This window comes from Pseudomonas sp. G1002 (genome assembly GCF_013385455.1).
Taxonomy (GTDB): domain Bacteria; phylum Pseudomonadota; class Gammaproteobacteria; order Pseudomonadales; family Pseudomonadaceae; genus Aquipseudomonas.
On the sequence record NZ_JACAPY010000038.1, the window covers coordinates 43,256 to 66,644 of the forward strand.

Genomic DNA, 23,389 nt, shown 5'->3' on the forward strand with positions numbered 1-23,389 from the left:
TTCAGCGCCGCTGTGAAGCTTGGCTGGCGGCTTGGAAGTAACTTTATGGGATGGATAAAATCGAGACAATTACCTAAAATCGAGAATCATTGATTCTAAAAAAGGGACAATCATGGACCGTATCGAATGCATGCGGGCGTTTGTCGTCACGGTCGGCGAGAACGGCTTCGCGGCCGCCGCGCGAGCCATGGACGTACCGCGCTCAAAAGTCAGCAAACAGATTCAGGCGCTGGAAGAAGCCATAGGCGTGCAACTGCTTCAGCGCACCACCCGCAGCCTGCATTTGACGGAGGCCGGGGCCGAGTATTTTGAAGCTGCGCGTGAAGTACTGGCCGCCCTGGACGAAGCCGAACAGCGGGCCCGGGATGGTATCGGTGAGCTACGGGGCGTGTTGCGGGTCAATGCGCCGATGTCGTTCGGGCTGCATCGCCTGGGGCGGTTGATTCCGCTGTTCCATGAACAGCATCCGCATATCGAGCTGCAACTGGTGCTCAGCGACCAACAGGTCGACCCGGTACGCGGTGGTTTCGACGTGACCATCCGCATCGCCAGCATGCCCGACTCAACGATGATCGCCCGCCAGTTGGCACCTGCGCCACGGATCATGGTGGCTGCGCCAGCCTACCTGGCACGCGCGGGCATACCGCAGACCCCGCAAGACCTGCGCCAGCACCAGTGCCTCAATTATGGGTATCTGCAAAGCGGCGTCAGCCTGCAATTGAGCAAGGGCCAGGAAACCCAGCGGGTCAACGTTACCGGCCCTCTGCACGCCAACAACGGCGACCTGCTGGCCCAGGCGGCAGAGGCCGGGATGGGCATCGCGCTGTTGCCGGACTTTATCGTCGAAGACGCCCTGAGCGCCGGGCGCCTGGTGCCGGTGCTCTGCGAATGGCAGGCGCCGGCAATCACCATCAATGCGGTTTATTCGTCAGCGCGACGCGTGCCGCAAAAGACCCGCGCATTCATTGATTTTTTGCTGACGCAATTGGCGCCGACGACCGCAGGCCCAGCCGGCTGATCCACACCGCCCCGAGAATCACCAACCCGCCCAGCAGCAACCTGCCTAACGGTTCATGCTGATTCCAGATCAGCAAGTTCAGCAACAACCCCACCGGCACATGCAGGTTGTTCATCACCGCCAATGTGCCACCGTTGACCAGGCAAGCGCCCTTGTTCCACCAGTACATGCCCAGTGCCGTGCTGACCAGCCCGAGGAATACCAGCACGCCCCACTGCAACGGCGCTTCCGGCAGGTAGTTGGCCTTGCCGAACATCAGGAACGCCGGCAACGCCACCGCCAACGCGCCGAGGTAGAAGTAGCCAAAGCGCCGGTAATGCGGCAGATCGCTCGGATGACGGGCCACCAGATGCTTATAAAGCACCTGCCCGGCGGCGTAGGTGAAGTTGGCCAGTTGCAGCAGCAGGAAGCCCATGAAGAAGTTCGGGGTGATCTGGTCGAAGCGAATCACCGCTGCCCCCGCCACCGCCACCAGTGCGGCCACCAGCGCCCACGGGTTGAAGCGGCGGTTCAGGGCGTCTTCGATCAAGGTCACGTGCAACGGTGTCAGGATGGTGAACAGCAACACCTCCGGCACCGTCAGTACGCGAAAGCTCAGGTACAGGCACACGTAGGTCACGCCGAACTGCAGTGCGCCGATCAACAGCATGCCGCGTATGAACGCCGGCTCCACCGAGCGCCAGCGGGTCAGCGGGATAAACACCAGCCCGGCCAACAGTACACGCACCAGCACCGCGAAATAACTGTCGACGTGACCGGCCAGGTATTCGCCGATCAAGCTGAAGGAAAACGCCTGGATCAGCGTCACAACAAGTAGATAGCCCATGCTCGCCTCATTTTGAATGGGCGCGACATTAGCGGTTTTCCGCGCGTTACGAAACTCAAGGCAAAAAAAACCCGACCTCGCTAAAAGCGTCAGTCGGGCGGGAGCACTCAGGAGCAAAAAGTGCAAAGGGAGGTTCGATACGCGTACTTGAAGGGTTGCGTGGAGCTATCTAAACAGCAGGCGATTATCTGACGATTAACATCTCACGCCACTTGGGCCAACAACGCCTTGGCCTGGTTCAAACCCTTCTCCTGGAAATCACCGCCCAGGTTCACACCCTCGGCATGAATGAACGCGACGTCATGGATGCCGATAAAGCCCATGACCTGACGCAGGTAGGGTTCCTGGTGGTCGGTGCTGCCACCGGCGTGGATGCCGCCGCGGGCGGTCAGCACAAAGGCACGCTTGTCGGTCAACAGGCCTTGGGGCCCGGTGGCGGTGTATTTGAAGGTCACACCGGCACGCAGCACATGGTCGAGCCAGGCTTTGAGGGTGCTGGGAATCGCGAAGTTGTACATCGGCGCGGCCATGACCAATACATCGGCGGCCAGCAGCTCATCGGTCAGTTCGTTGGAGCGGTCCAGGGAGGCCTGTTCAACCGTGCTGCGCTGCTCGGCAGGTTTCATCCAGCCGCCCAACAGATTGGCATCCAGGTGCGGAACCGGGTTGATGGCGAGGTCTCGTACGGTGATCTGATCAGCCGGGTGGGCGACTTTCCATTGGCTGATGAATTGTTGGGTCAGCTGGCGGGAGATTGAGTCCTGCTGACGGGCGCTGCTTTCGATGATCAGAACACGGGCCATGATTATGTAAGCTCCATCGGTGAATGCTGTAAGGCGATGGAGTAAAGGTTAGACAGGGTCCGTTCGATTAAAAAGCGTAAAAAACTGCTATAACCCATCTAGAAATTTGTTTATAAGCGGAGTATTGCTGTACGCAAGCTCCGCTTTTGCCTTATTTCGGTGCGCAGGTCAGCTGGATACGCATCTTGATGATGGCACGGCTGAAATTGGCCGTGGTGTTGGTGGTTTTCCCTGCCGCGACCGTGACCTTGCGCGTACGCGGGGCTTCCGGACCATTGGTAAAGCGTACCTTGCACTCCGCGTCATTGGGGCCGTAGTTGGTGAGTTGGATCGAACTGATATTGCTGTCGACGTCTGACGCGCTGTAATCGATCTTCACGCCCTGAATGTCTTTCGTCACATCGGTACTGAATGCAAACGCACTCAACGGCAGCAACGCCAGCAGCACACAACAGAATTTTCTCATTCGGCAGTCTCCAATAAGGACCGCCAGCTTAGGACAAGAGGAGCTCATCTTGAAAGCGCCCCGCGTTACCCTTGATCAATGGCGCACCTTGCAAGCCGTGGTCGACCATGGCGGCTTCGCCCAGGCGGCCGAAGCGCTGCACCGCTCGCAATCCTCGGTGAGCTACACCGTGGCCCGCATGCAGGATCAGCTCGGCGTGCCGCTGCTGCGCATTGACGGGCGCAAGGCCGTGCTCACCGAAGCCGGTGAAGTGCTGCTGCGCCGCTCCCGGCAACTGGTGAAAAACGCCAGCCAACTGGAAGACCTGGCCCACCATATGGAACAAGGCTGGGAAGCCGAGGTGCGGCTGGTGGTCGATGCCGCTTACCCCAACGCCCGCCTGGTGCGCGCCCTCACTGCCTTTATGCCGCAAAGCCGTGGCTGCCGGGTGCGTTTGCGCGAAGAGGTGTTGTCCGGCGTCGAAGAGCTGTTGATGGACGGCATGGCCGACCTCGCCATCAGCGGGTTCATCATTCCCGGTTACCTCGGTACGGAAATGAGCGACGTCGAATTTGTCGCCGTGGCCCACCCCGAACATCCGCTGCATCAATTGCACCGCGAACTGAGCTTCCAGGATCTGGAAAGCCACATGCAGGTGGTGATCCGCGACTCCGGCCGCCAGCAGCCACGGGACGTCGGCTGGCTCGGCGCCGAGCAGCGCTGGACCGTCGGCAGCCTGCCCACCGCCGCCACCTTCGTCAGCAGCGGCCTGGGCTTCGCCTGGCTGCCGCGACACCTGATCGAACGCGAACTCAAGGAAGGCCTGCTCAAGCTACTGCCCCTGGAACGGGGTGGCAGCCGCAACCCGACCTTCTATCTTTACTCGAACAAGGACAAACCCCTGGGCCCGGCCACGCAGATTCTCGTCGAGTTGCTGCGCACCTTCGACACTGCACCACTGGACGCGCCATTCGCCGCACCGCAGCAAGCCTGAACAAGGAGTTCACGTGGCCTATTTCGAACATGAAGGTTGCACCCTGCATTACGAGGAATATGGCCACGGCGCGCCGCTGATCCTGATCCACGGCCTGGGCTCCAGTTGCCTGGACTGGGAACTGCAAGTGCCCGTGCTGTCCCAACACTATCGCCTGGTGGTGGTGGATGTGCGCGGTCACGGCCGCTCCGACAAACCCCGTGAGCGCTACAGCATCGCCGGCTTCACCGCCGACCTGGTGGCCTTGATCGAACACCTGCATTTGCCGCCGGCCCACGTGGTCGGCCTGTCCATGGGCGGCATGATCGCCTTTCAACTGGCAGTGGATGAGCCGCAAATGCTCAAGAGCCTGTGCATCGTCAACAGTGCGCCCCAGGTCAAGGTTCGCAGCGCCAGCGACTATTGGCAGTGGGCCAAGCGCTGGAGCCTGGCGCGCATCCTCAGCCTGAACACTATCGGCAAGGCCCTGGGCAGCCTGCTGTTTCCCAAGCCCGAACAGGCCGAACTGCGGCGCAAGATGGCCGAACGCTGGGCAAAAAACGACAAACGTGCTTACCTCGCCAGCTTCGATGCGATTGTTGGCTGGGGCGTACAGGAACAACTTTCGAAAATATCCTGTCCAACCCTGGTCATCAGCGCCGACCACGACTACACCCCCGTGGCGCAAAAAGAAATCTATGTAAAACTGCTGCCTGATGCGCGGCTGGTGGTGATCGAGGATTCCCGCCATGCCACGCCGCTGGACCAACCCGAACGCTTCAACAACACCCTGCTCGATTTTCTCAAGACAGTCGAAACCACAACCCAGGATCACTGACCCATGCTGAAAAAAATCGCCTTCTTTGCCGGTTCCGTACTGTTCGCTGCCAACCTGATGGCGGCCGAACCCGCCAAGGCACCCCACGTCTTGATCACCACCACCAATGGCGACATCGAGATCGAACTGGACCCGGTCAAAGCCCCGATCAGTACCAAGAACTTCCTGGCCTATGTCGACAAGGGCTTCTACACCAACACCATTTTTCACCGGGTAATCCCGGGCTTCATGGTGCAGGGCGGTGGTTTTACCCAGCAAATGTCGCAAAAGCCGACCGAAGCACCGATCAAGAACGAAGCCAGCAACGGCCTGCATAACGTGCGCGGCACCCTGTCGATGGCGCGTACCAACGACCCGAACTCCGCCACCAGCCAATTCTTCATCAACGTTGCGGACAATGCCTTCCTCGACCCGGGCCGTGATGCCGGTTACGCGGTGTTCGCCAAAGTGGTCAAGGGCATGGACGTGGTCGACATCATCGTCAACTCGCAGACCACCACCAAGCAGGGCATGCAGAACGTGCCAATCGATCCTGTCCTGATCAAGTCGGCCAAGCGCATCGACTGAAGGCTACAGGGAGTTTCGCGCGAGGCCCGCAAGGCGTCGCGCGCATTTGAACAGGAGAGCCCGCCGCGCGGGCGTCAGACCTAATGCTCTATCGTCGTTTTGAACAACTGATCGACATCTTCCGCGAACCTCCCAGCGCGGCCCCTCCAGACAAAGTCCTACCCTTCTACGTCTATTACCTGCGCCAGGTATGGCCAAGCTTTGCCGCCTTGCTGGTGGTGGGCCTGATCGGCGCGCTGATCGAAGTGGCGCTGTTCAGCTACCTGAGCCGCATCATCGACCTGGCCCAGGGCACGCCGCCCGCCAACTTCTTCCAGATCCACGCCACCGAGCTGATCTGGATGGCCGTGGTCGCCCTGCTGTTGCGCCCGATCTTCGGCGCCCTGCATGACCTGCTGGTGCACCAGACCATCAGCCCCGGCATGACCAGCCTGATCCGCTGGCAAAACCACAGCTATGTGCTCAAACAGAGCCTGAACTTCTTCCAGAACGATTTCGCCGGGCGCATTGCCCAGCGCATCATGCAAACCGGCAACTCCCTGCGCGACTCCGCAGTGGCCGCCGTGGACGCGATCTGGCACGTGGCGATCTACGCCATCAGCGCCCTGGCGCTGTTCGCCGAAGCCGACTGGCGCCTGATGATCCCGCTGATCACCTGGATCGTCGCCTACAGCCTGGCCCTGCGGTACTTCGTGCCACGCGTCAAGGAGCGCTCGGTCATCTCCTCCGAGGCACGCTCAAAACTGATGGGGCGGATCGTCGACGGCTACACCAACATCACCACCTTGAAGCTGTTCGCTCATACCAATTTCGAGCAGAACTACGCCAGGGAAGCCATTGTCGAGCAGACCGAGAAAACCCAGTTGGCCAGCCGCGTCGTGACCAGCATGGACATCGTGATTACCACCATGAACGGCCTGCTGATTGTCACCACCACCGGCCTTGCCCTGTGGCTGTGGACCCAATCCCTGATTTCGGTGGGCGCCATCGCCCTGGCCACCGGCCTGGTGATTCGTATCGTCAACATGTCCGGCTGGATCATGTGGGTGGTCAACGGCATTTTCGAAAACATCGGCATGGTCCAGGACGGCCTGAAAACCATCGCCCAGCCGCTGGCAGTGACCGACCGGGAAAATGCCCCGCGCCTGGAAGTGCCCCATGGCGAGGTGCGGTTCGATCAGGTGGATTTCCACTACGGCAAGAAGAGCGGGATCATCAGCGGCTTGAACCTGGCGATTGAACCGGGTGAAAAGATCGGCCTGATCGGTCCGTCCGGCGCGGGCAAATCCACCCTGGTCAACCTGCTGTTGCGCCTGTACGACCTGCAAGGCGGCCGTATCCTGATCGACGGCCAGAACATCGCCGACGTCGCCCAGGAAACCCTGCGCGAACAGATCGGCATGATCACCCAGGACACCTCGCTGCTGCACCGCTCGATCCGCGACAACTTGCTGTATGGCAAGCCGGACGCCACCGACGAAGAGCTTTGGGCCGCCGTGCACAAGGCCCGCGCCGACGAGTTCATCCCATTGCTGTCGGACGCCGAGGGCCGCACCGGCCTCGACGCCCACGTCGGTGAACGCGGGGTGAAACTCTCCGGCGGGCAACGCCAGCGCATCGCCATCGCCCGGGTACTGCTCAAGGACGCGCCGATCCTGATCATGGACGAAGCCACCTCCGCGCTGGATTCGGAAGTCGAAGCGGCGATCCAGGAAAGCCTGGAAACCCTGATGCAGGGCAAGACAGTGATCGCCATCGCCCACCGGCTTTCCACCATTGCCAGAATGGACAGGCTGGTGGTGCTGGAAAAAGGCCAGATCGCCGAGACCGGCAGCCATGCCGAATTGCTCGCACACGGCGGTTTGTATGCGCGATTGTGGCAACACCAGACCGGTGGCTTCGTCGGAATAGACTGATTCCGTTGGTTAACTGCAACCTCAATTCCGAACAATTCTGACAGTTTTCTCTATCCCGCTGGTCTTGCGACACAATCCTGCTGTACTCCAATCAGGCCCCAGGAGGGCCCTGATTTAAGGCAGCAGGGATGCATCACAGACCCGTTAATCAGATAGAGCAATCTATTAAGGATGTGTTCATGTCACTGTTCAAACGTTCCGTTACGGAAGGACTGGGTACGTTTTGGCTGGTGTTGGGTGGCTGCGGCAGTGCGGTACTGGCCGCATCGTCCCCAGTCGGGATCGGTGTGCTCGGTGTGGCCCTGGCGTTCGGGCTCACGGTGCTGACCATGGCATTTGCCATCGGGCACATCAGCGGTTGTCACCTGAACCCTGCAGTGTCGGTGGGGCTGGTAGTGGGCGGAAGATTTCCGGCCAGGGAGTTACCGGCGTACATCGTGTCCCAGGTAATCGGCGGCGTCGTTGCCGCTGCATTGTTGTACTTCATAGCCAGCGGCAAGCCGGGGTTCGAACTGGCTTCGGGCCTGGCCAGCAACGGCTACGGCGAGCACTCACCTGGTGGTTATTCGATGGCAGCGGGGTTTGTGTGCGAGCTGGTGATGACGGCGATGTTCGTGTTGATCATCCTCGGCGCCACCGACCGCCGTGTGCCGACGGGCTTCGCGCCCATTGCCATTGGCCTGGCGCTGACGCTGATCCACCTGATCTCGATCCCGGTCACCAACACCTCGGTCAACCCGGCCCGCAGTACCGGCCCGGCGCTGATTGTCGGCGGTTGGGCGCTCCAGCAGTTGTGGATGTTCTGGCTGGCGCCGATCCTCGGTGCAGTGGTCGGCGGCATTACCTATCGATGGCTGGGCGCGGAAAAAACCGCCTGAGCCAGACAGGTTCAGCCCTGCCGATAAGGCAGGGCTGCCCTCGCCTCCTCGGCATATGCCAGGATCCCCACGCTTTCGCGCTCCAGGAAATCCGCCACGGCGGTCTTCAATCCCGGGTGTCGCAGGTAATGCCAGGAGTGCGTGATCACCGGCTCAAACCCGCGAATCAACTTGTGCTCGCCCTGGGCGCCGGCGTCGAAACGCTGCAGGCCATGGGCAATCGCGTAATCCATGCCTTGGTAGAAGCAAGTCTCGAAATGCAGCCGGTCGAACTCGGCCAGGCAGCCCCAGTAACGCCCATAAAAGCTGTCGCCGCCGATCAGGCTGAAGGCCATGGCCACCGGCCGTGAACCTTGCTTGGCCAGCACCACGCGAATCGCCTCGGGCATGCGCTCGGCCAGCAGGCTGAAAAAATTCCGGGACAGGTAGGGCGATTGTCGGCGTATGGCGTAGGTATTGGCGTAACAGGCGTAGACAAAATCCCACTGTGCCTCGCTCAACTCATGGCCTTGCAGCCACTCGAAATCGATGCCCTGCCCCGCCACTTGCTCGCGCTCCTTGCGCATCTGTTTACGCTTGCGCGAACTCAGGGCGTCGAGAAAGTCCTGGAAGTCGCGGTAGCCGCGGTTTTGCCAATGAAACTGGCAGCCCAGGCGTTGCAGCCAGCCCGGCTGCCGGGCCAGTGCGGTGTCTGCGAGGGCGTCGGTAAAGTTGATATGGGCGCTGGAAAGGCCTTCGATTTCCAGGTAACCGGGCAGGCTTTTAAGCAATTCGAAACCGTCCTCGGCGCTGGCGGCCAACAGGCGCGGGCCGCTGACCGGGCTGAAGGGCACGGCCGTCAGCAATTTCGGGTAGTAGTCGATGCCCGCCCGCTCGCAAGCATCGGCCCAACCGTGGTCGAACACGTACTCGCCATAGGAATGCCATTTGCGATAGCTGGGCAACGCGGCAATCAGCCGTCCACCTTCATAATGCAGCAAATGCTCGGGCTGCCAGCCGGAGTGCGGGCCGATGCTGGCGCTGTCTTCCAGGGCACTGAGGAACGCATGGCGCAGAAACGGCTGATCGACGGGGACCAACGCGTTCCATTCATCGGGCGCAATCTCGGACAGGTTATTCAAACGTTGTAACGGCATCCCATTCCCCGACGGTCACGGCTTTGTGTAGGAGCGAGCGTGCTCGCGATGATCGTTAACGACAACGCGACCATTCTGACAGAACGCGGTGATCTCGGGTTCTTCGCGAGCAAGCTCGCGCCTACAGGACACGGCGCAAAAAAAAGCCCCGCCAAACGGCGGGGCAAACCAAATGAGGAGCGCTTTGACGGATGAGGAAAGAGCGCTTTGGAGCGGTATTACAGGTTGCCTAGAACACGTATTGCACGCGGGCCACGATGGCGTCGCCGCTGTCGTCGCCATTGGCGTTCTGGATCTTGTCAGTGCTGACCTTGAGGTAGTTGGCAGACACCTTCACCGCTTCGTTGGCGTACCAGTTGACACCGATGGTGTTCAGGCTTGCCTTGGCGTCACCCACTTCACGGGTCGCGCTGTTACGCACTACGTTTTTGTCGTCAACGCTGATGTTGTCGTAGCGGTAGAACACTTCCCACGCACCGAACTGCTTGTTCTGCGGCTTGATGGTGTCGAACTTGGCGCCGTCGAGTTTGTAGACCCGGGACTCGCCGGTCAGCGTGTAGGCCACCTGGCCGTAGAACCCCGTGGCCTTCACGTCCTGATAAGCGCTGCTGTCGGCCTTCATCTTGCGGTTCAGGTATTCGGCCTGCAGGGACAGCGGACCGCGGGCGAAGGCAAATTCGCCGCCGAACACCGTGTCGGTGTCGTAGGCGTCGTTCGCGGTCAGGTTGCCGGAGTCCAGCCCTACACCGCCGCCGAAGGTCGCACGGTTGCCGTTGGCCCCGGCATCGTTACCGCCGTTGGTGGCAACGCCACGAGCGTCCAGGCGAGGACGGATCCGCGAGTCGAACGAGGTGTCCTTCAGGTCACGCACCGCCACGTCCACACCCAGGTGCAAGACGTTGCCGCTGTCGTGCATCGGCGCAAACACGGCACGGCCGTTGAACTGCTTCACGCCTTTGCCGTCCTTGTCGTTGATGTCCTTGGACGACACGCTGGAGGACAGGTAGGCCATGTCAGCCACCACGGCGCTGACCTGCAGGCCCACGCCGTTCTCGTGGGAGTTGATCCAGTCGGCGACTTCATAACCGAGGTTACGCTCGATGGCGGTCACCCATTTGGAACTGGTGGCTTTTTCCAGGCCGAAGTCCTGGTCGAAACGACCCGCGCGGATCACCACTGGCTTGAAGCCTACGTACGAGAAGGACGCTTCGTCGAAGTAGCCATCATCGGCATTGCCGGAGTTGTGGGAAAAGTCGTAGTTGATCTGGTATTTCCAGTCCTTGTACACCGTGCCGCCCAATTCGAGGTAGGCACGTCGGAAGTATGTGGCGTCAGCCGAGTTGCCATTCTTGGTGTAAAAGCCATCAAACGTGCCGTAATCGGCCTGCAAACGACCACCCAGCTTGAAGCTGAAATTCTGGTCGGTGGTTGCAACCTCAAGGCCGCCCTTGGTTTTGACAACGATATCGGCACCGTCAGTAGTGACAGTACCGGCGAAAGCCTGGGCGGTGACGGCCAGGGCCAAGGCGCTGGCCGCGAAACCGGCGAAGTGCTTGCGGATCATCGAAGAATTCCCCTAATTGATGGTCTTGTGCATTGGTAAAACACGCGGTTTAGAGCCGCTGGTGTTGGGGGGCGATCTTGGCGAGGGGATATTTCAGCTGGGTTGCCGGAACATAAAGATTTTGTTACTCGGGAACTTTTTAATAGCCATTCGAAATAAGCCAGAGCCTACGGAAATCAAGGCTCCAGCCCTGAAAACTGGTAAAACTGGCAGATGATACAAAATGTAAAAACACCTGATAAAAATGAAATATTTTTCATCCTGGTTGTTTTTTGAGCAAAAAAAAAGCCCGCATCTTTTATCGATGCGGGCTTCGTTTAAGTGTGAAAAGTGATGGATATTATTGGTCGCGGGAGCGCTCGGCGGCCAGGCGTTCGGCCAACGCATCAACATCGGCGATAGGCGGCTCGGGCAGGATCTTCAGCGTCGCCTGCATCAAGCGCATCTGCCGGATAAAGCGCCGGCAGTTGGGGCAGAACATCAGGTGATGGCGCACCAGCAGGCGCTCGCGAAAGGTCAGTTGCCCATCGAGATAGTCACTGGAACGTGCCACTTGTTCCTTACAGGTCAACATTCGCCGGTTTCCTCAAAATGCTCCACCGTGGCGAAGACTTTAAGCCGTGCTCGATGCAACAGCACACGAACATTGGAGAGCGATAGCGTCAGAAGATTACAAATCTCCTCCAACTCCAGCCCCTGGCGCTCACGCAGCAGCAGTACGCTGCTTTGCAGTTCGGAAAGACTGGCCAGCGTGTGCTCCAGGCAATTACGCAGTTCGTCTTCGGTAAGCAGCGCTTCGGGCGTGTCCTGATGCCAGGCAAACGGCGCGACCGCCCAGTGGCCATCGTCGGGCACAAAGCGATCATCACCGATGGTGCCATGGGGCGCCGGCAAGTCATCGAGCAGTACTTCCCGGCGGTTTTGCTTGTAGCGGCCCTTTGCCGAGTTGGCAGTGATGGTCAGCAGCCAGGTCTTGAGGCTGGAACGCCCCTCGAACTTCGCCAGGTTACGCACCACCGACAGCCAGGCGTCCTGCACCACCTCATCGGCATGGCGCTGGCCAACGATGGCATAGGCCACGGCACGCATCGCGCTCTGGTAGGTGGTGACCAACTCCTTGTAGGCCCGCTGCTCACCCTTGAGCAATCGTTCAAGCAGGTGCGCGTCGTCCGCTGCTGCCATTCAAGACCTCGATTTCAAAACATGATCAGCGTTTGCGCAGGATCACGCTACCAATCGAATACCCTGCGCCAAACGAGCTAAGCACAGCCACAGCGCCCTTGGGCAAGTCGTCCTGGTAGGTGTGGAACGCAATCACCGAACCCGCCGAACTGGTGTTGGCGTAAGTATCGAGGATCACCGGCGCCTCTTCCACAGAAGCCTCGCGGCCCAGCAGTTTCTTGACGATCAGGTGGTTCATGCTGAGGTTGGCCTGGTGCAGCCAGAAACGCTTCACATCGCCGACATTCAGCTGGTTTTCCGACAGGTGCTTGCCGATCAACTCGGCGACCATCGGGCAGACATCACGGAAGACTTTGCGGCCTTCCTGCACGAACAGCTTGTCCGGGGCACCAATCCCCTCTTCCGCCGCGCGGTTGAGGAAGCCGAAGTTATTGCGGATGTTGTTGGAGAACTTGGTCAGCAACTTGGTGCTCACCACGTCGAACTGATGCTCGGAAGTGGCCAGGTCGGCCCGCTCCAGGATCACGGCGGTGGCCGCATCGCCAAAGATGAAATGGCTGTCGCGGTCGCGGAAATTCAGGTGGCCGGTGCAGATCTCCGGGTTGACCATCAGGATCGCCCGCGCCTGGCCCAGCTGGATGCTGTTGGCGGCGTTCTGGATACCGAAGGTCGCCGAGGAACACGCCACGTTCATGTCAAAGCCAAAACCCTGGATACCCAGCGCTTCCTGGACTTCGATGGCAATCGCCGGGTACGCCCGCTGCAGGTTGGAACAGGCGACGATCACACCGTCGATATCGGCGGCGGTCTTGCCGGCGCGCTGCAAGGCTTGCTCGGCAGCACTGACGGCCATCTGGCAGAGGATCGACCATTCGTCGTTGGAGCGCTCGGGCAGGCGTGGCGCCATGCGTTGCGGGTCGAGAATGCCGGCCTTGTCCATGACAAAGCGGCTCTTGATGCCCGAGGCCTTCTCGATAAAGGCGGCGCTGGATTCGGTCAGGGCCTCCACGTCACCGCGTTCAATGGCGGCGGCGTTATCCAGGTTGAACTGTTGCACGTAAGCATTGAAAGACTGCACCAGCTCTTCGTTGGAGATGCTGTTGGCCGGGGTGTACAGGCCTGTGCCGCTGATGACGACGTTATGCACGGTCGTTCCTCTAAATCTGTTCAGGCAGAAGGGTATTGGTACCGTCGTACCAAACCGTAAGTAGTTTTATGCCGCCCAGCGGCCTTCAAACTGGTAACGCTTTATTCCATCGCGCCACGGCTGCACCAGCCTAACTCGACGATCCCGGCATTTATAACCGCGAAGTTTGCCACAACATCGGACACTTGGCGCCTATCCCGCGCAAACACCTTCCCTGTGGCGAGCGAGCTTGCTCGCGCTGGGTCGCGAAGCGGCCCAATAAAGTGCCCCGGGTGTTTCAGAGAGACCTTATGGGGCTGCTTCGCAGCCCAGCGCGAGCAAGCTCGCTCGCCACAGTTGCTTGCCGCACGTCGGTCACGCTTCGACCAGGCTCCATTGCTTGCTCAGGCGCTTGTCGGAAATCGGTACCTTGGTGCCCAACTGCTGGGCAAACAGCGATACCCGGTATTCCTCCAGCCACCAGCGATACAGCTCCAGCTGAGGGTCGCGCTTGCCTTCCTGGGCGTGTTTGTTCAGGCGGTTCTGATACTGGCTCCACAAACCGCCCAACTCAGTACTCCAGACCCGGTCCTTCTGCACTTGGCTTGGCAATTTCTCCAGGCGCAGCTCGATGGCCTTGAGGAAGCGCGGCAGTTCCTTGAACCATTGCGCCGGGGTTTCCCGTACGAAACCGGGGTACACCAGATTGCTCAGTTGCTGCTTGATATCATTCAGCGCCACCGCCTGGGCCAGGTCAATCTTGCCCTTGAAGCGTTTTTGCAGGCCATGCCACAGTTTCAAAATTTCGAGGGTCAGGCGCGCCTGGCGCTCGGCGTGCTCGGTCCAACTGCCACGCTTGCGCTCGGCCAGGGCGGCCAGGCCGGCGCCGTCCCGCGGCAGGCTGGCTTCGCCTTCCAGCACGCAACTGTCGAGGCTGGCCAACAGAATGTCTTCCACCAGGGCTTCGATACGCCCCAATTCGCGGTACATCAACCCCAACTCGGTCAGGCCCGGCAATTTGCCCCGCAGGAACTTTGCCGGCTCGGCCAGTTGTTGCAGCAGCAGGCGCTGCAAGGCTCGACGGTGCTGGAACTCAGCCTCGGCAGCGGTAGAGAAACGCCCTTCCTTGACCGTGCCGTTTTCTTCGACCAAGGCCGGATACACCGTCATCGACAGCCCGGCGATGTTTTGCTGGGTTTTCTCGGCCACCGCCGCGAACACCTTGGCCTCCACCGGCTGCTGGCTCTTCGCAGTCTGCGGCACCGCCAACGCAGCTTGGCTGGCCTCGGCGAAACGCGCGGTCAACTCGGCCAGGTCGCGGCCTTCACCGAGGAACTTGCCCTGGCCGTCGACCACTTCCAGGTTCATCTTCAGGTGGCTCTCCACCTGCTGCGCAGCCTCGGCCCAGGCTTCATCGCTGACCCGTGCCCCGGTCATGCGCAGCAGCTCGCGCCCCAAGGCCTGAGGCAACGAGCCTTGGCCGAACTCGATACGTTGCAACGCCGCCTTGACGAAATCCGGCACCGGCACGAAGTTCTTGCGCAGGGCCTTGGGCAAGTTGCGCACCAGGGCAATGCACTTGGCCTCGATCACACCCGGCACCAGCCATTCCAGGCGCTCGGGCGGCAAGGCCGGCAACAACGGCGCCGGTACGCGCAGGGTCACACCGTCCCGTGGATGGTTGGGTTCGAAGTGATAACTCAAGGCCAGCGCCAGGTCGCCCAGGTGCAAGGTGTCGGGGTAATGGGCAGCGGTGACTTCGCTGGCCTCGCGGGCCAGCACGTCTTCTTCGCGCATGATCAACAGCTGCGGGTCTTTCTGGCTGTTGACCTTGTACCAACTGTCGAAGGTCGCAGTCTGGTGGATCTCGGCGGGCAGGCGCGCATCGTAGAAGGCGTACAGCGTTTCCTCGTCCGCCAGGATATCGCGCCGGCGGGCCTTGGCTTCCAGTTCGTCAAGCTGCTCCAGCAATTGCTGGTTGGCCGTCAGGCAGCGGGCCCGGGACTGGATCTCGCCGCGCACCAGGCCTTCGCGGATAAACAGCTCGCGAGACGTCACCGGATCAATCGGCCCGTAATGCACCGGCCGGCGCCCGACGATGATCAACCCGAACAGGGTGATCTGCTCAAACGCCACCACTTGGCCGCGCTTCTTTTCCCAATGGGGTTCGAAGTGGTTTTTCTTGATCAGGTGCCCGGCCAACGGCTCGATCCAGTCGGCGTCGATCTTGGCCACCATCCGCGCGTACAGCTTGGTGGTTTCCACCAGCTCGGCGGTCATCAGCCATTGCGGACGCTTCTTGCCAATACCCGACGACGGGTGAATCCAGAAACGCCGCTGACGCGCGCCGAGGTAATCGCCCTCTTCGGTCTTCTGGCCAATCTGGCTGAGCAGGCCGGACAGCACCGCCTTGTGCAGTTTGGGGAAGTCCGCCGGTTCTTTGTTGACGGTCAACTGCATGTCGCGACAGATCAGGCTCAACTGGCGGTGGGAGTCACGCCACTCCCGCAGGCGCAGGTAGTTCAGGAAATTCTTGCGGCACCAATTGCGCAGCGGGCTGGCGGTCAATTCCTGGCGCTGCTCTTCAAAACCACGCCACAGGTTCACCAACCCGGCGAAGTCCGAATCCGCGTCCTTCCATTGTGCGTGAGCCTGGTCGGCGGCTTGCTGGCGCTCCGGCGGACGCTCGCGCGGGTCCTGGATCGACATGGCGCTGGCGACGATCAGCACTTCCTGCAGGCTGCCAAGCTTGGCCGCCTCCAGCAACATGCGGCCCATGCGTGGGTCCACCGGCAGACGCGCCAACTGGCGGCCCATCGGTGTCAGCTGGCTGTTGCGGTCAACGGCGGACAACTCTTGCAGCAGGTTGAAACCGTCGCTGATGGCCTTGCCGTCCGGCGGCTCGATAAACGGGAAATCGGTGATCTCGCCCAGGCGCAGGTGCAGCATCTGCAGGATTACGGCCGCGAGGTTTGTGCGAAGAATCTCGGGGTCGGTAAATTCCGGGCGCCCGATAAAATCCTCTTCGCTGTACAAGCGCACGCAGATACCGGGTTCGACCCGCCCACACCGGCCTTTACGCTGGTTGGCACTGGCCTGGGAAATCGCCTCGATCGGCAGTCGCTGCACCTTGGCCCGGTAGCTGTAGCGGCTGATGCGCGCGGTGCCACTGTCGATCACATAACGAATGCCTGGCACGGTCAGCGAGGTTTCCGCGACGTTGGTCGCCAGCACCACACGCCGGCCCGGGTGCGACTGGAAAATCCGCTGCTGCTCCGCCGGTGACAGGCGCGCATACAGCGGCAGGATTTCAGTGTGCTTGAGCTGGGCCTTGCGCAGCATGTCGGCAGCGTCGCGAATCTCGCGCTCGCCGGGCAGGAACACCAGCACATCGCCGGGGCTCTTGCGCTCGCTGCGCTCGAAGGCGGCGATCTCATCGAGAGTGGCGAGAATCGCCTGGTCGACGGTCAGGTCGTCCTCGACGCGGTTGCCCTCCTCGTCCTGCTCCAGGGTCAGCGGGCGGTACCAGGTTTCCACCGGGAAAGTGCGGCCCGACACCTCGACAATCGGCGCATCGTCGAAGTGCTTGGAAAAGCGCTCCAGGTCGATGGTGGCCGAGGTGATGATGACCTTGAGATCCGGGCGACGCGGCAGCAGGGTTTTCAGATAACCCAGCAGGAAGTCGATGTTCAGGCTGCGTTCGTGGGCTTCGTCGACGATGATCGTGTCGTAGCGTTCGAGATAGCGGTCGTTCTGGGTTTCGGCCAGCAGGATGCCGTCGGTCATCAGCTTGATCAGGGTGTTGGAATCACTCTGGTCTTCAAACCGCACCTGATAACCCACCAGGGAACCCAGCGGCGTTGCCAACTCTTCCGCGACCCGGCTCGCCACGCTGCGCGCCGCAATCCGCCGCGGCTGGGTGTGGCCGATCAGGCCGTATTGGCCGCGGCCGATTTCCAGGCAGATTTTCGGCAACTGGGTGGTTTTACCCGAACCGGTCTCACCGGCAATGATCAGCACCTGATGCTTGAGCAACGCTTCCTTGATCTCGTCACGCTTGGCGGCGATCGGCAGGCTGTCGTCATAGCGAATCACCGGCAGGCTGGCGCGCCGCGCCGTCACCTGGGCGCAGGAGGCCTGCATCCGCGTCACCCACTGCGCAAGTTTTTCCTCATCGGGTTTCTTGCGCAGCTCAAGCAGCTGCCGCCGCAGGCGGTGGCGGTCGGCGAGCATGGCGTGATCGAGGTTTTTCAGCAGTTGGTCGATAGCGGGCGCTTGGTCAGTCATCAGGTACGCAAAGGTCGTCTATGTAGGCAGGGGGCGGATTGTCGCAGAAAAGCGCCGCCGCGCGCTCCCCTCATTCATTGTCCAGGCCCTTGCGCCGGTAAGGAAACACATCGATTACCTTGCCGGCGCGAATCGCCTCTTGCAGGCCTTTCCAGTAGTCGGCGTTGTACAACTCGCCGTGCAGTTCGTCGAACAGGCGGCGCTGGCCGGAATCAGCAAACAGGAATGGCGGGAACTCCTCGGGGAACACGTCCAGCGGACCGATGGAATACCAGGGCTCGGAGGCCATTTCATCTTCCGGGGTACGCGGCGCCGGGATGTGGCGGAAGTTGGCCTCGGTCAGGAAACAGATTTCGTCATAGTCGTAGAACACCACGCGACCGTGGCGGGTGACGCCAAAATTCTTCAGCAGCATGTCGCCCGGGAAAATATTCGCCGCCGCCAGTTGCTTGATCGCCAGGCCGTAGTCTTCCAGGGCTTCGCGCACCTGGGCTTCGTTGGCGTTTTCCAGGTAGAGGTTCAGCGGGGTCATGCGCCGCTCGGTCCAGCAGTGGCGGATCAGTACCGTATCGCCTTCGACTTCGACGGTACCGGCGGCGACTTCAAGCAGTTCGGCCAGGCATTCAGGCTCGAATTTGCTCAACGGAAAACGGAAGTCGGCGAACTCCTGGGTGTCGGCCATGCGCCCTACCCGGTCGACACTTTTCACCAACCGGTACTTCTCGATCACGGTGGCGCGGTTGACGTTTTTCGACGGTGAAAACCGGTCCTTGATGATCTTGAACACGGTGTTGAAGCCCGGCAGGGTAAACACGCTCATGACCATGCCGCGCACGCCCGGCGCCATGATGAACTGGTCATCGGTGGTGGCAAGGTGGTTGATCAGCGCCCGGTAGAATTCGGATTTGCCGTGTTTGTAGAAGCCGATGGAGGTGTACAACTCGGCGATGTGCTTGCCCGGCAGGATGCGCTTGAGGAAGCCGATAAACTCCGCCGGCACCGGCACGTCCACCATGAAATAGGAGCGGGTGAACGAGAAGATGATCGACACATCGGCCTCGTCGGTGATCAGCGCGTCGATCTGGATGCCGCGCCCTTCGCGGTGCAGCAGCGGGATCACCAGCGGCCACTGTTCGTCGCGGGTGTAGATGCGTCCGACGAGGTACGCGCCTTTGTTGCGGTACAGCACCGAGGAAAACAGTTCGACGTTGAGGTCCGGGTCCTTGCACACCCAGTCCGGCAGGTTTTCGCGCAATTGCACCTCCAGGCGGCGCAGGTCGGCGGGCAAGTCGGCGTAGGGTTCGCTGAAACTGTAGTCGGCGAAAATCTGCTCCAGCATGCCCGCCAGCTTGCCGCCCGGCCTGTAGGTGCGGGTTTGCGCCGCCCGGGCGCGGCGCAGGCTGGGCCGGGTGGTGTGGATGAACATGCAGCCATCGCTGATCAGGTCATGGCTGAACAGGCCGCAAAACGTCGAGTTGTACCAGGTCTCGGACAGCTCATCGTCAAACCGCAGGTCGATCAGGCTGATGTAGGCACTTTTCACCAGCGGCCAGGCGGCAATGTCGAGCAACACGGCTTCATCGAAAGCCGCCCGCAGCCGCGCCGTGACTTCGCTGACCTTCTCTTCGTAAAGATTGATGCGCGCAGCCGATGCCGCCTGCCCTTGCTGCCACTGCGCCTTTTCAAAGCGCTCCCGGGCGCCGTCGGTGATCTGGCGGAAGTGCTCGCGGTAGTCGTCGAAGCCGTCGAGGATCATCTGCGCAATGTCGAGGGCGGGCGTTGGCTGCGGCATTCGGGAAACCTCTGCGGGCATTTGGAGTGAGCTGAGCTTAGCCAGTGTGCGGGAACAGGAGAAGGATCATTTTTCATTCAGACTTGTACAAGAGTGTTCATTTCGTACATTTATTTACTCTTTATTTAATTCGACTAACTGGTCAACAAAAAACCCGCGCGTCACCCTCCCCGCATTAAACGGTTCATCTACAGGCCTTGTGTGACGTGGCCTGCCTGTGCGAGCCGGGGTAAATAAGAGTCTTTGCTCTACTGCTCCGGTACTGGTGGCTTCTCGACCATTGGATCCAACGTAAGGGAAACCCTGACTACCCTAGCTAGTGGCACTTTGCTATATAGCGCGCCCTCTCCCACCTAACAAGGTCAGAAGACCGATCCGGGAACAGGTTCTAACCGCCAAAGGAGCATTGAGATGTCATTGAGGAATATGGGGATCGGCCTGCGCGCCAGTCTGAGTTTTGGGGTTTTGGCCAGCCTGTTGATCGTGGTCGGCCTGTTTGGTTTAGGCCAGATGGCCAAGCTGCGGGAAAGCGCACTGATCATCGAAGAGTCGTGGATGCCGAGTATTGAAAACATTCACGACAGCGCCGCCTACGTCGCCAGCATCCGTCTGGAAGCGTTGCGCTTGCTCACCACCGATGAGTCCCGGGTGCGTGACAACAGCAAAAACCTGATCACCCGCCAGCGTGGCGACCTTGAAGAACTGCTGAACCGTCACGAAACCCTGCTGAGCAACGAGCAGGAACGCGACCTGCTCAAACAGTTGAAAGCCAACGTTGCGAGCTATATGACGATCGTCGGCCAGATGATTCAACTGGTCGACCAGGACCAGCAGCAAAACGCCATGGACCTGCTCAACAGCCGCCTCGCACCCCAAGGCATGGTCCTCAATAAAAGCCTGGAAGACATGATCACCTTCAACCAAAAAGGTGTGGAAGACGCCGCAACGTCGGCGGCGCAGATGTACACCAGCGCCCAATGGGTGGTCGGCACCATCATCGTCACCGCCCTAATGGCAACTTTACTGCTGGCCTGGCTGCTGACCCGCAGCATCACCGCGCCCATTGGCCAGGCACTGACAGTGGCCCGCACCATCGCCTCCGGCGATCTGAGCCGGCCGATCGTCGTGGAGGGCAAGGATGAGCCGGCGCAACTGCTCACCGCGCTGGCCACCATGCAGGCCAACCTGCAGGAAACCATCCGTGGCATCAGCGAATCGTCGCAGCAGTTGGCCTCGGCGGCGGAAGAGATGAGTTCGGTAATGGAGCAGAGCACCCGCGGCCTGCAAGCGCAGAACGACGAGATCGAACAGGCTGCCACCGCCGTGACGCAGATGAGCGCGGCAGTCGATGAAGTGGCGGGCAATGCGGTTTCCAGCGCCGAAGCCTCCAAGGCCTCCGACGAAGACAGCAAGCACGGTCACTACCAGATCAGCGAAACCATCAGCTCGATCCAGAACCTGGTGGACGAAGTCCTCGGTGCCTCGACCAAGGCCGAGGGCCTGGCGGCGCAGGCCCAGGACATCAGCAAGGTGCTTGAAGTGATTCGCGGGATTGCCGGGCAAACCAACCTGCTGGCACTCAACGCAGCGATTGAGGCGGCACGCGCGGGCGAGGCCGGTCGTGGTTTTGCCGTGGTGGCTGACGAAGTGCGCTCCCTGGCACAACGCACCCAGGACTCCACCGAAGAAATCGAGCAGATGATCAACGGTATCCAGCAAGGTACCCAGGACACCGTCGGCGCCCTGAACAGCAGCGCCGAACACGCTGGCCAGACCTTGCAGCGGGCCAACAGCGCCGGCAGTGCACTGGAGAAAATCACGGCAGCGATCTCGCAGATCAGCCAGCGCAACCTGGTGATCGCCAGCGCCGCCGAGCAGCAAGCGTTGGTGGCTCGTGAGGTGGACCGCAGCCTGGTGAACATCCGGGACCTGTCGACGCAAACCGCCGCCGGTGCCACCCAGACCTCGGCGGCCAGCCAGGAACTGTCGCGGCTGGCGGTGGACCTCAATGGCTTGGTGACGCGTTTCGTGCTGTAAAACATGTATTAGCGATTGTGTCAGACAGGTCGGTGGGCAACACTTCCGCCCTTATCAAACTGGAGTTCCTCCGTGAGACCTGTCGACACCCTGCACCTGTTGGTGCTGGCCGCTATCTGGGGCGCGAGTTTTTTGTTCATGCGAATTATCGCGCCGGAAATCGGCACCCTTCCTACCGCGTTTTTCCGGGTGTCGATTGCCGCCACCGGCCTGCTGGTGATCCTCGCCATGATGCGGGTGAGTTGGGATTTCCAGGGCAAGTTCAAGACGGTCCTGTTGCTCGGGGTGATCAACTCGGGCATTCCCGCGACCATGTATTCAGTGGCGGCCCAAGTGCTGCCGGCCGGTTACTCGGCGATCTTCAATGCCACGACGCCACTGATGGGCGTGCTGATTGGCGGGTTGTTCTTCAGTGAGCGCCTCACGCCGTCGAAAATCGCCGGGGTATGCCTGGGCCTGTTCGGCGTTGGCATCCTGACCCGCGCCGGGCCGGTGGCCTTCGACATGGAATTGTTGATGGGTGCGCTGGCATGCCTGTTGGCGACCACCTGCTATGGCTTTGCCGGCTTTTTGGCACGCCGCTGGCTCGATCAACAGGGCGGGCTGGACAGTCGCCTGGCGGCCCTGGGCAGCATGCTCGGGGCCACGCTGTTCCTGCTGCCGCTGTTTGCCTGGAGTGCCATCAGCCATCCACCGGTCAGCTGGGGTGGCTGGCCTGTATGGTTGTCGCTGCTGGGGTTGGGGCTGGTGTGTACGGCGTTTGCCTACATCCTGTACTTCCGCTTGCTGACGTCCATCGGCCCGGTGAAGTCGATGACCGTGACCTTCATGATTCCGCCATTCGGGGTGTTGTGGGGCGCGTTGCTGCTGGATGAGCCGTTGTCCATGGCGCATCTGTATGGCGGGTTGTTGATTGCGGGGGCGTTGTGGCTGGTGCTTCGGCCGGGGAAATTGGCCAGCAAGCTGTAGGAGCTTTTTGGCTCCTACAGCATTGGGTTTATCAGCCCTTACGGAACACAAAAGCCAATCCGACGATGATCAAGCCCATCCCCAGCAAGCTCAACATTGCCAGCTTGTTGCCGAAGATCAGGTAGTCCATCACCGCCGTCACCGCGGGCACCAGATAGAACAAGCTGGTGACATTCACCAGGTTGCCCCGGGCAATCAGCCGGTACAGCAACAGCGTCGCCAGCAATGACACCACCAGCCCCATCCACAGCACCGGCACGAAAAAGCCGGTGTTGTGTTCAAAGTGGAACGGCTGGAACGGCACAAACACCGAGCACAACAGCAAGCCGGCCAGGTATTGCACAGGCAACGTGCCCAACGGGTTATCGGTGATGCGCTTCTGCATGATCGAACCAAAGGTCATGCTGGCCAGGGCCAACAGGCCAAAAAGCATGCCTGCCAGGGACATGCCGGACATCCCGATGCCCTGGTACACCACCATGATCAACCCCGCCAATCCCAGCGCGAGGCCGAACATCCGGCTCCAGGAGCGCCGGCGCTCCATCAACACCACGGTCAGGATCGGCTGCACGCCCATGATGGTTGCCATCATGCCGGGCGTGACTTTGAGGTCCAGGGCCAGCAGATAGAAAATCTGGTAGGCCCCCAACAGCACCAGCCCGGTAGCCGCCGCGTAAAGCATCGGCTTGCCGGGACGCGGCAACTTCAGCTTGAGGATCGGTACCAGTATCACCAACCCCGCCAGGGCGATGGCGAAACGGATCAGCAGAAACGCAAAGGGTGAAGCGTGGGCCAGGCCCCATTTGGAGAAAATCGCCCCGCTGCTCCACAGCAAGACAAACAGGCTCGTCGAGGCCGCCGCGGCCACGGATTGTTTCGAAAGAACAGACATGGATACCACCTGTGATCAGGCAAAAAGCCAACTCAGCAACAGCTGAAATTCAGTAGTTTTTTTCAGGCGGGCACAGGGGAACAGCCATCAGCTGATCAGCCCGAAATGCCAACACCCGGCGGTGATACGACTGCGTACAC

General features: G+C 60.6%; 20 protein-coding genes. 9 read left to right on the forward strand and 11 right to left on the reverse strand.

Annotated features, from left to right (window positions below; all coding sequences use genetic code 11):
- The first annotated feature begins 112 nt into the window (after positions 1-112).
- Positions 113-1,018 (forward strand): LysR family transcriptional regulator, encoded by a 906-nt coding sequence (locus HX801_RS25090; RefSeq protein ID WP_032899700.1) that lies wholly within the window; start codon positions 113-115, stop codon positions 1,016-1,018.
- Here HX801_RS25090 and HX801_RS25095 read toward each other — a convergent pair.
- From HX801_RS25095 to HX801_RS25105, 3 genes are all read right to left on the reverse strand, one after another.
- A complete protein-coding gene (locus HX801_RS25095; protein ID WP_177022933.1) occupies positions 963-1,844 on the reverse strand; it encodes a carboxylate/amino acid/amine transporter in 882 nt (293 codons plus the stop codon). The genes HX801_RS25090 and HX801_RS25095 overlap by 56 nt on opposite strands.
- 203 nt (positions 1,845-2,047) lie before the next feature.
- Positions 2,048-2,647: an FMN-dependent NADH-azoreductase gene (locus HX801_RS25100; protein WP_177022934.1), complete on the reverse strand. Its 600-nt coding sequence runs from the start codon at positions 2,645-2,647 to the stop codon at positions 2,048-2,050.
- A 151-nt stretch (positions 2,648-2,798) separates the two neighbouring features.
- Complete coding sequence (locus tag HX801_RS25105; protein WP_032899698.1) at positions 2,799-3,113, reverse strand: hypothetical protein; 315 nt, start codon at positions 3,111-3,113, stop codon at positions 2,799-2,801.
- 49 nt (positions 3,114-3,162) lie between these two features.
- On the opposite strand from HX801_RS25105, the gene HX801_RS25110 reads away from it, so the two are divergent.
- The 5 genes from HX801_RS25110 (at position 3,163) to aqpZ (ending at position 8,264) form a co-directional block, all read left to right on the forward strand.
- Positions 3,163-4,086 (forward strand): LysR family transcriptional regulator, encoded by a 924-nt coding sequence (locus HX801_RS25110; RefSeq protein WP_003210710.1) that lies wholly within the window; start codon positions 3,163-3,165, stop codon positions 4,084-4,086.
- Positions 4,087-4,099: 13 nt separating this feature from the next.
- Positions 4,100-4,903, forward strand: coding sequence for an alpha/beta fold hydrolase (locus HX801_RS25115; protein WP_087692557.1), 804 nt, complete (start codon positions 4,100-4,102; stop codon positions 4,901-4,903).
- A 3-nt stretch (positions 4,904-4,906) separates the two neighbouring features.
- Complete coding sequence (locus tag HX801_RS25120; protein WP_003210708.1) at positions 4,907-5,470, forward strand: peptidylprolyl isomerase A; 564 nt, start codon at positions 4,907-4,909, stop codon at positions 5,468-5,470.
- A gap of 83 nt (positions 5,471-5,553) precedes the next feature.
- Positions 5,554-7,386 carry an ABC transporter ATP-binding protein gene (locus tag HX801_RS25125; protein WP_177022935.1) on the forward strand — a complete coding sequence of 611 codons (1,833 nt, stop codon included), beginning with the start codon at positions 5,554-5,556 and terminating at the stop codon, positions 7,384-7,386.
- 179 nt (positions 7,387-7,565) lie between these two features.
- Positions 7,566-8,264 carry an aquaporin Z gene (gene aqpZ, locus HX801_RS25130; RefSeq protein ID WP_008437990.1) on the forward strand — a complete coding sequence of 233 codons (699 nt, stop codon included), beginning with the start codon at positions 7,566-7,568 and terminating at the stop codon, positions 8,262-8,264.
- An 11-nt stretch (positions 8,265-8,275) separates the two neighbouring features.
- On the opposite strand, the gene HX801_RS25135 is transcribed toward aqpZ, so the two are convergent.
- Positions 8,276-9,400: a GNAT family N-acetyltransferase gene (locus HX801_RS25135; RefSeq protein WP_177022936.1), complete on the reverse strand. Its 1,125-nt coding sequence runs from the start codon at positions 9,398-9,400 to the stop codon at positions 8,276-8,278.
- Between the two features lie 39 nt (positions 9,401-9,439).
- On the opposite strand from HX801_RS25135, the gene HX801_RS32115 reads away from it, so the two are divergent.
- A complete protein-coding gene (locus HX801_RS32115; RefSeq protein WP_157222855.1) occupies positions 9,440-9,595 on the forward strand; it encodes a hypothetical protein in 156 nt (51 codons plus the stop codon).
- A gap of 34 nt (positions 9,596-9,629) precedes the next feature.
- On the opposite strand, the gene HX801_RS25145 is transcribed toward HX801_RS32115, so the two are convergent.
- From HX801_RS25145 to aceK, 6 genes are all read right to left on the reverse strand, one after another.
- Entirely contained in the window at positions 9,630-10,964 is a 1,335-nt protein-coding gene (locus tag HX801_RS25145) for an OprO/OprP family phosphate-selective porin (RefSeq protein ID WP_177022937.1), read from the reverse strand.
- Between the two features lie 340 nt (positions 10,965-11,304).
- The gene (locus HX801_RS25150; RefSeq protein WP_003210701.1) at positions 11,305-11,538 is read right to left on the reverse strand and encodes an anti-sigma factor; all 234 of its coding nucleotides are present in this window, start codon (positions 11,536-11,538) and stop codon (positions 11,305-11,307) included.
- Entirely contained in the window at positions 11,532-12,146 is a 615-nt protein-coding gene (locus HX801_RS25155; RefSeq protein WP_008437987.1) for an RNA polymerase sigma factor, read from the reverse strand. Before HX801_RS25155 ends, HX801_RS25150 begins: the two co-directional genes overlap by 7 nt.
- A gap of 25 nt (positions 12,147-12,171) precedes the next feature.
- Positions 12,172-13,293 (reverse strand): beta-ketoacyl-ACP synthase III, encoded by a 1,122-nt coding sequence (locus tag HX801_RS25160; protein ID WP_003210699.1) that lies wholly within the window; start codon positions 13,291-13,293, stop codon positions 12,172-12,174.
- 354 nt (positions 13,294-13,647) lie between these two features.
- The gene (gene hrpA, locus HX801_RS25165; protein WP_008437986.1) at positions 13,648-17,559 is read right to left on the reverse strand and encodes an ATP-dependent RNA helicase HrpA; all 3,912 of its coding nucleotides are present in this window, start codon (positions 17,557-17,559) and stop codon (positions 13,648-13,650) included.
- A gap of 70 nt (positions 17,560-17,629) precedes the next feature.
- The gene (gene aceK, locus HX801_RS25170) at positions 17,630-19,351 is read right to left on the reverse strand and encodes a bifunctional isocitrate dehydrogenase kinase/phosphatase (protein ID WP_177022938.1); all 1,722 of its coding nucleotides are present in this window, start codon (positions 19,349-19,351) and stop codon (positions 17,630-17,632) included.
- Between the two features lie 426 nt (positions 19,352-19,777).
- Between aceK and HX801_RS25175 the strand changes: the two genes are divergently transcribed.
- Together HX801_RS25175 and HX801_RS25180 are read left to right on the forward strand one after the other, a co-directional pair.
- Positions 19,778-21,388 carry a methyl-accepting chemotaxis protein gene (locus tag HX801_RS25175; protein WP_371316594.1) on the forward strand — a complete coding sequence of 537 codons (1,611 nt, stop codon included), beginning with the start codon at positions 19,778-19,780 and terminating at the stop codon, positions 21,386-21,388.
- Between the two features lie 72 nt (positions 21,389-21,460).
- Complete coding sequence (locus tag HX801_RS25180; RefSeq protein ID WP_177022940.1) at positions 21,461-22,357, forward strand: DMT family transporter; 897 nt, start codon at positions 21,461-21,463, stop codon at positions 22,355-22,357.
- Positions 22,358-22,388: 31 nt separating this feature from the next.
- Here HX801_RS25180 and HX801_RS25185 read toward each other — a convergent pair whose 3' ends face one another.
- A complete protein-coding gene (locus HX801_RS25185; protein ID WP_023659095.1) occupies positions 22,389-23,249 on the reverse strand; it encodes a DMT family transporter in 861 nt (286 codons plus the stop codon).
- Positions 23,250-23,389: the final 140 nt, after the last annotated feature.

Excerpts from the sequence above, each read along its gene's own strand:
- hrpA (WP_008437986.1), bottom strand. The coding sequence starts at position 17,559 with ATGACTGACCAAGCGCCCGCTATCGACCAACTGCTGAAAAACCTCGAT.
- HX801_RS25095 (WP_177022933.1), bottom strand. The coding sequence starts at position 1,844 with ATGGGCTATCTACTTGTTGTGACGCTGATCCAGGCGTTTTCCTTCAGC.
- HX801_RS25175 (WP_371316594.1), top strand. The coding sequence starts at position 19,778 with ATGGGGATCGGCCTGCGCGCCAGTCTGAGTTTTGGGGTTTTGGCCAGC.
- HX801_RS25135 (WP_177022936.1), bottom strand. The coding sequence starts at position 9,400 with ATGCCGTTACAACGTTTGAATAACCTGTCCGAGATTGCGCCCGATGAA.
- HX801_RS25155 (WP_008437987.1), bottom strand. The coding sequence starts at position 12,146 with ATGGCAGCAGCGGACGACGCGCACCTGCTTGAACGATTGCTCAAGGGT.
- HX801_RS25125 (WP_177022935.1), top strand. The coding sequence starts at position 5,554 with ATGCTCTATCGTCGTTTTGAACAACTGATCGACATCTTCCGCGAACCT.
- HX801_RS25185 (WP_023659095.1), bottom strand. The coding sequence starts at position 23,249 with ATGTCTGTTCTTTCGAAACAATCCGTGGCCGCGGCGGCCTCGACGAGC.
- aceK (WP_177022938.1), bottom strand. The coding sequence starts at position 19,351 with ATGCCGCAGCCAACGCCCGCCCTCGACATTGCGCAGATGATCCTCGAC.
- HX801_RS25100 (WP_177022934.1), bottom strand. The coding sequence starts at position 2,647 with ATGGCCCGTGTTCTGATCATCGAAAGCAGCGCCCGTCAGCAGGACTCA.
- HX801_RS25105 (WP_032899698.1), bottom strand. The coding sequence starts at position 3,113 with ATGAGAAAATTCTGTTGTGTGCTGCTGGCGTTGCTGCCGTTGAGTGCG.
- HX801_RS25145 (WP_177022937.1), bottom strand. The coding sequence starts at position 10,964 with ATGATCCGCAAGCACTTCGCCGGTTTCGCGGCCAGCGCCTTGGCCCTG.
- aqpZ (WP_008437990.1), top strand. The coding sequence starts at position 7,566 with ATGTCACTGTTCAAACGTTCCGTTACGGAAGGACTGGGTACGTTTTGG.
- HX801_RS25090 (WP_032899700.1), top strand. The coding sequence starts at position 113 with ATGGACCGTATCGAATGCATGCGGGCGTTTGTCGTCACGGTCGGCGAG.
- HX801_RS25150 (WP_003210701.1), bottom strand. The coding sequence starts at position 11,538 with ATGTTGACCTGTAAGGAACAAGTGGCACGTTCCAGTGACTATCTCGAT.
- HX801_RS25120 (WP_003210708.1), top strand. The coding sequence starts at position 4,907 with ATGCTGAAAAAAATCGCCTTCTTTGCCGGTTCCGTACTGTTCGCTGCC.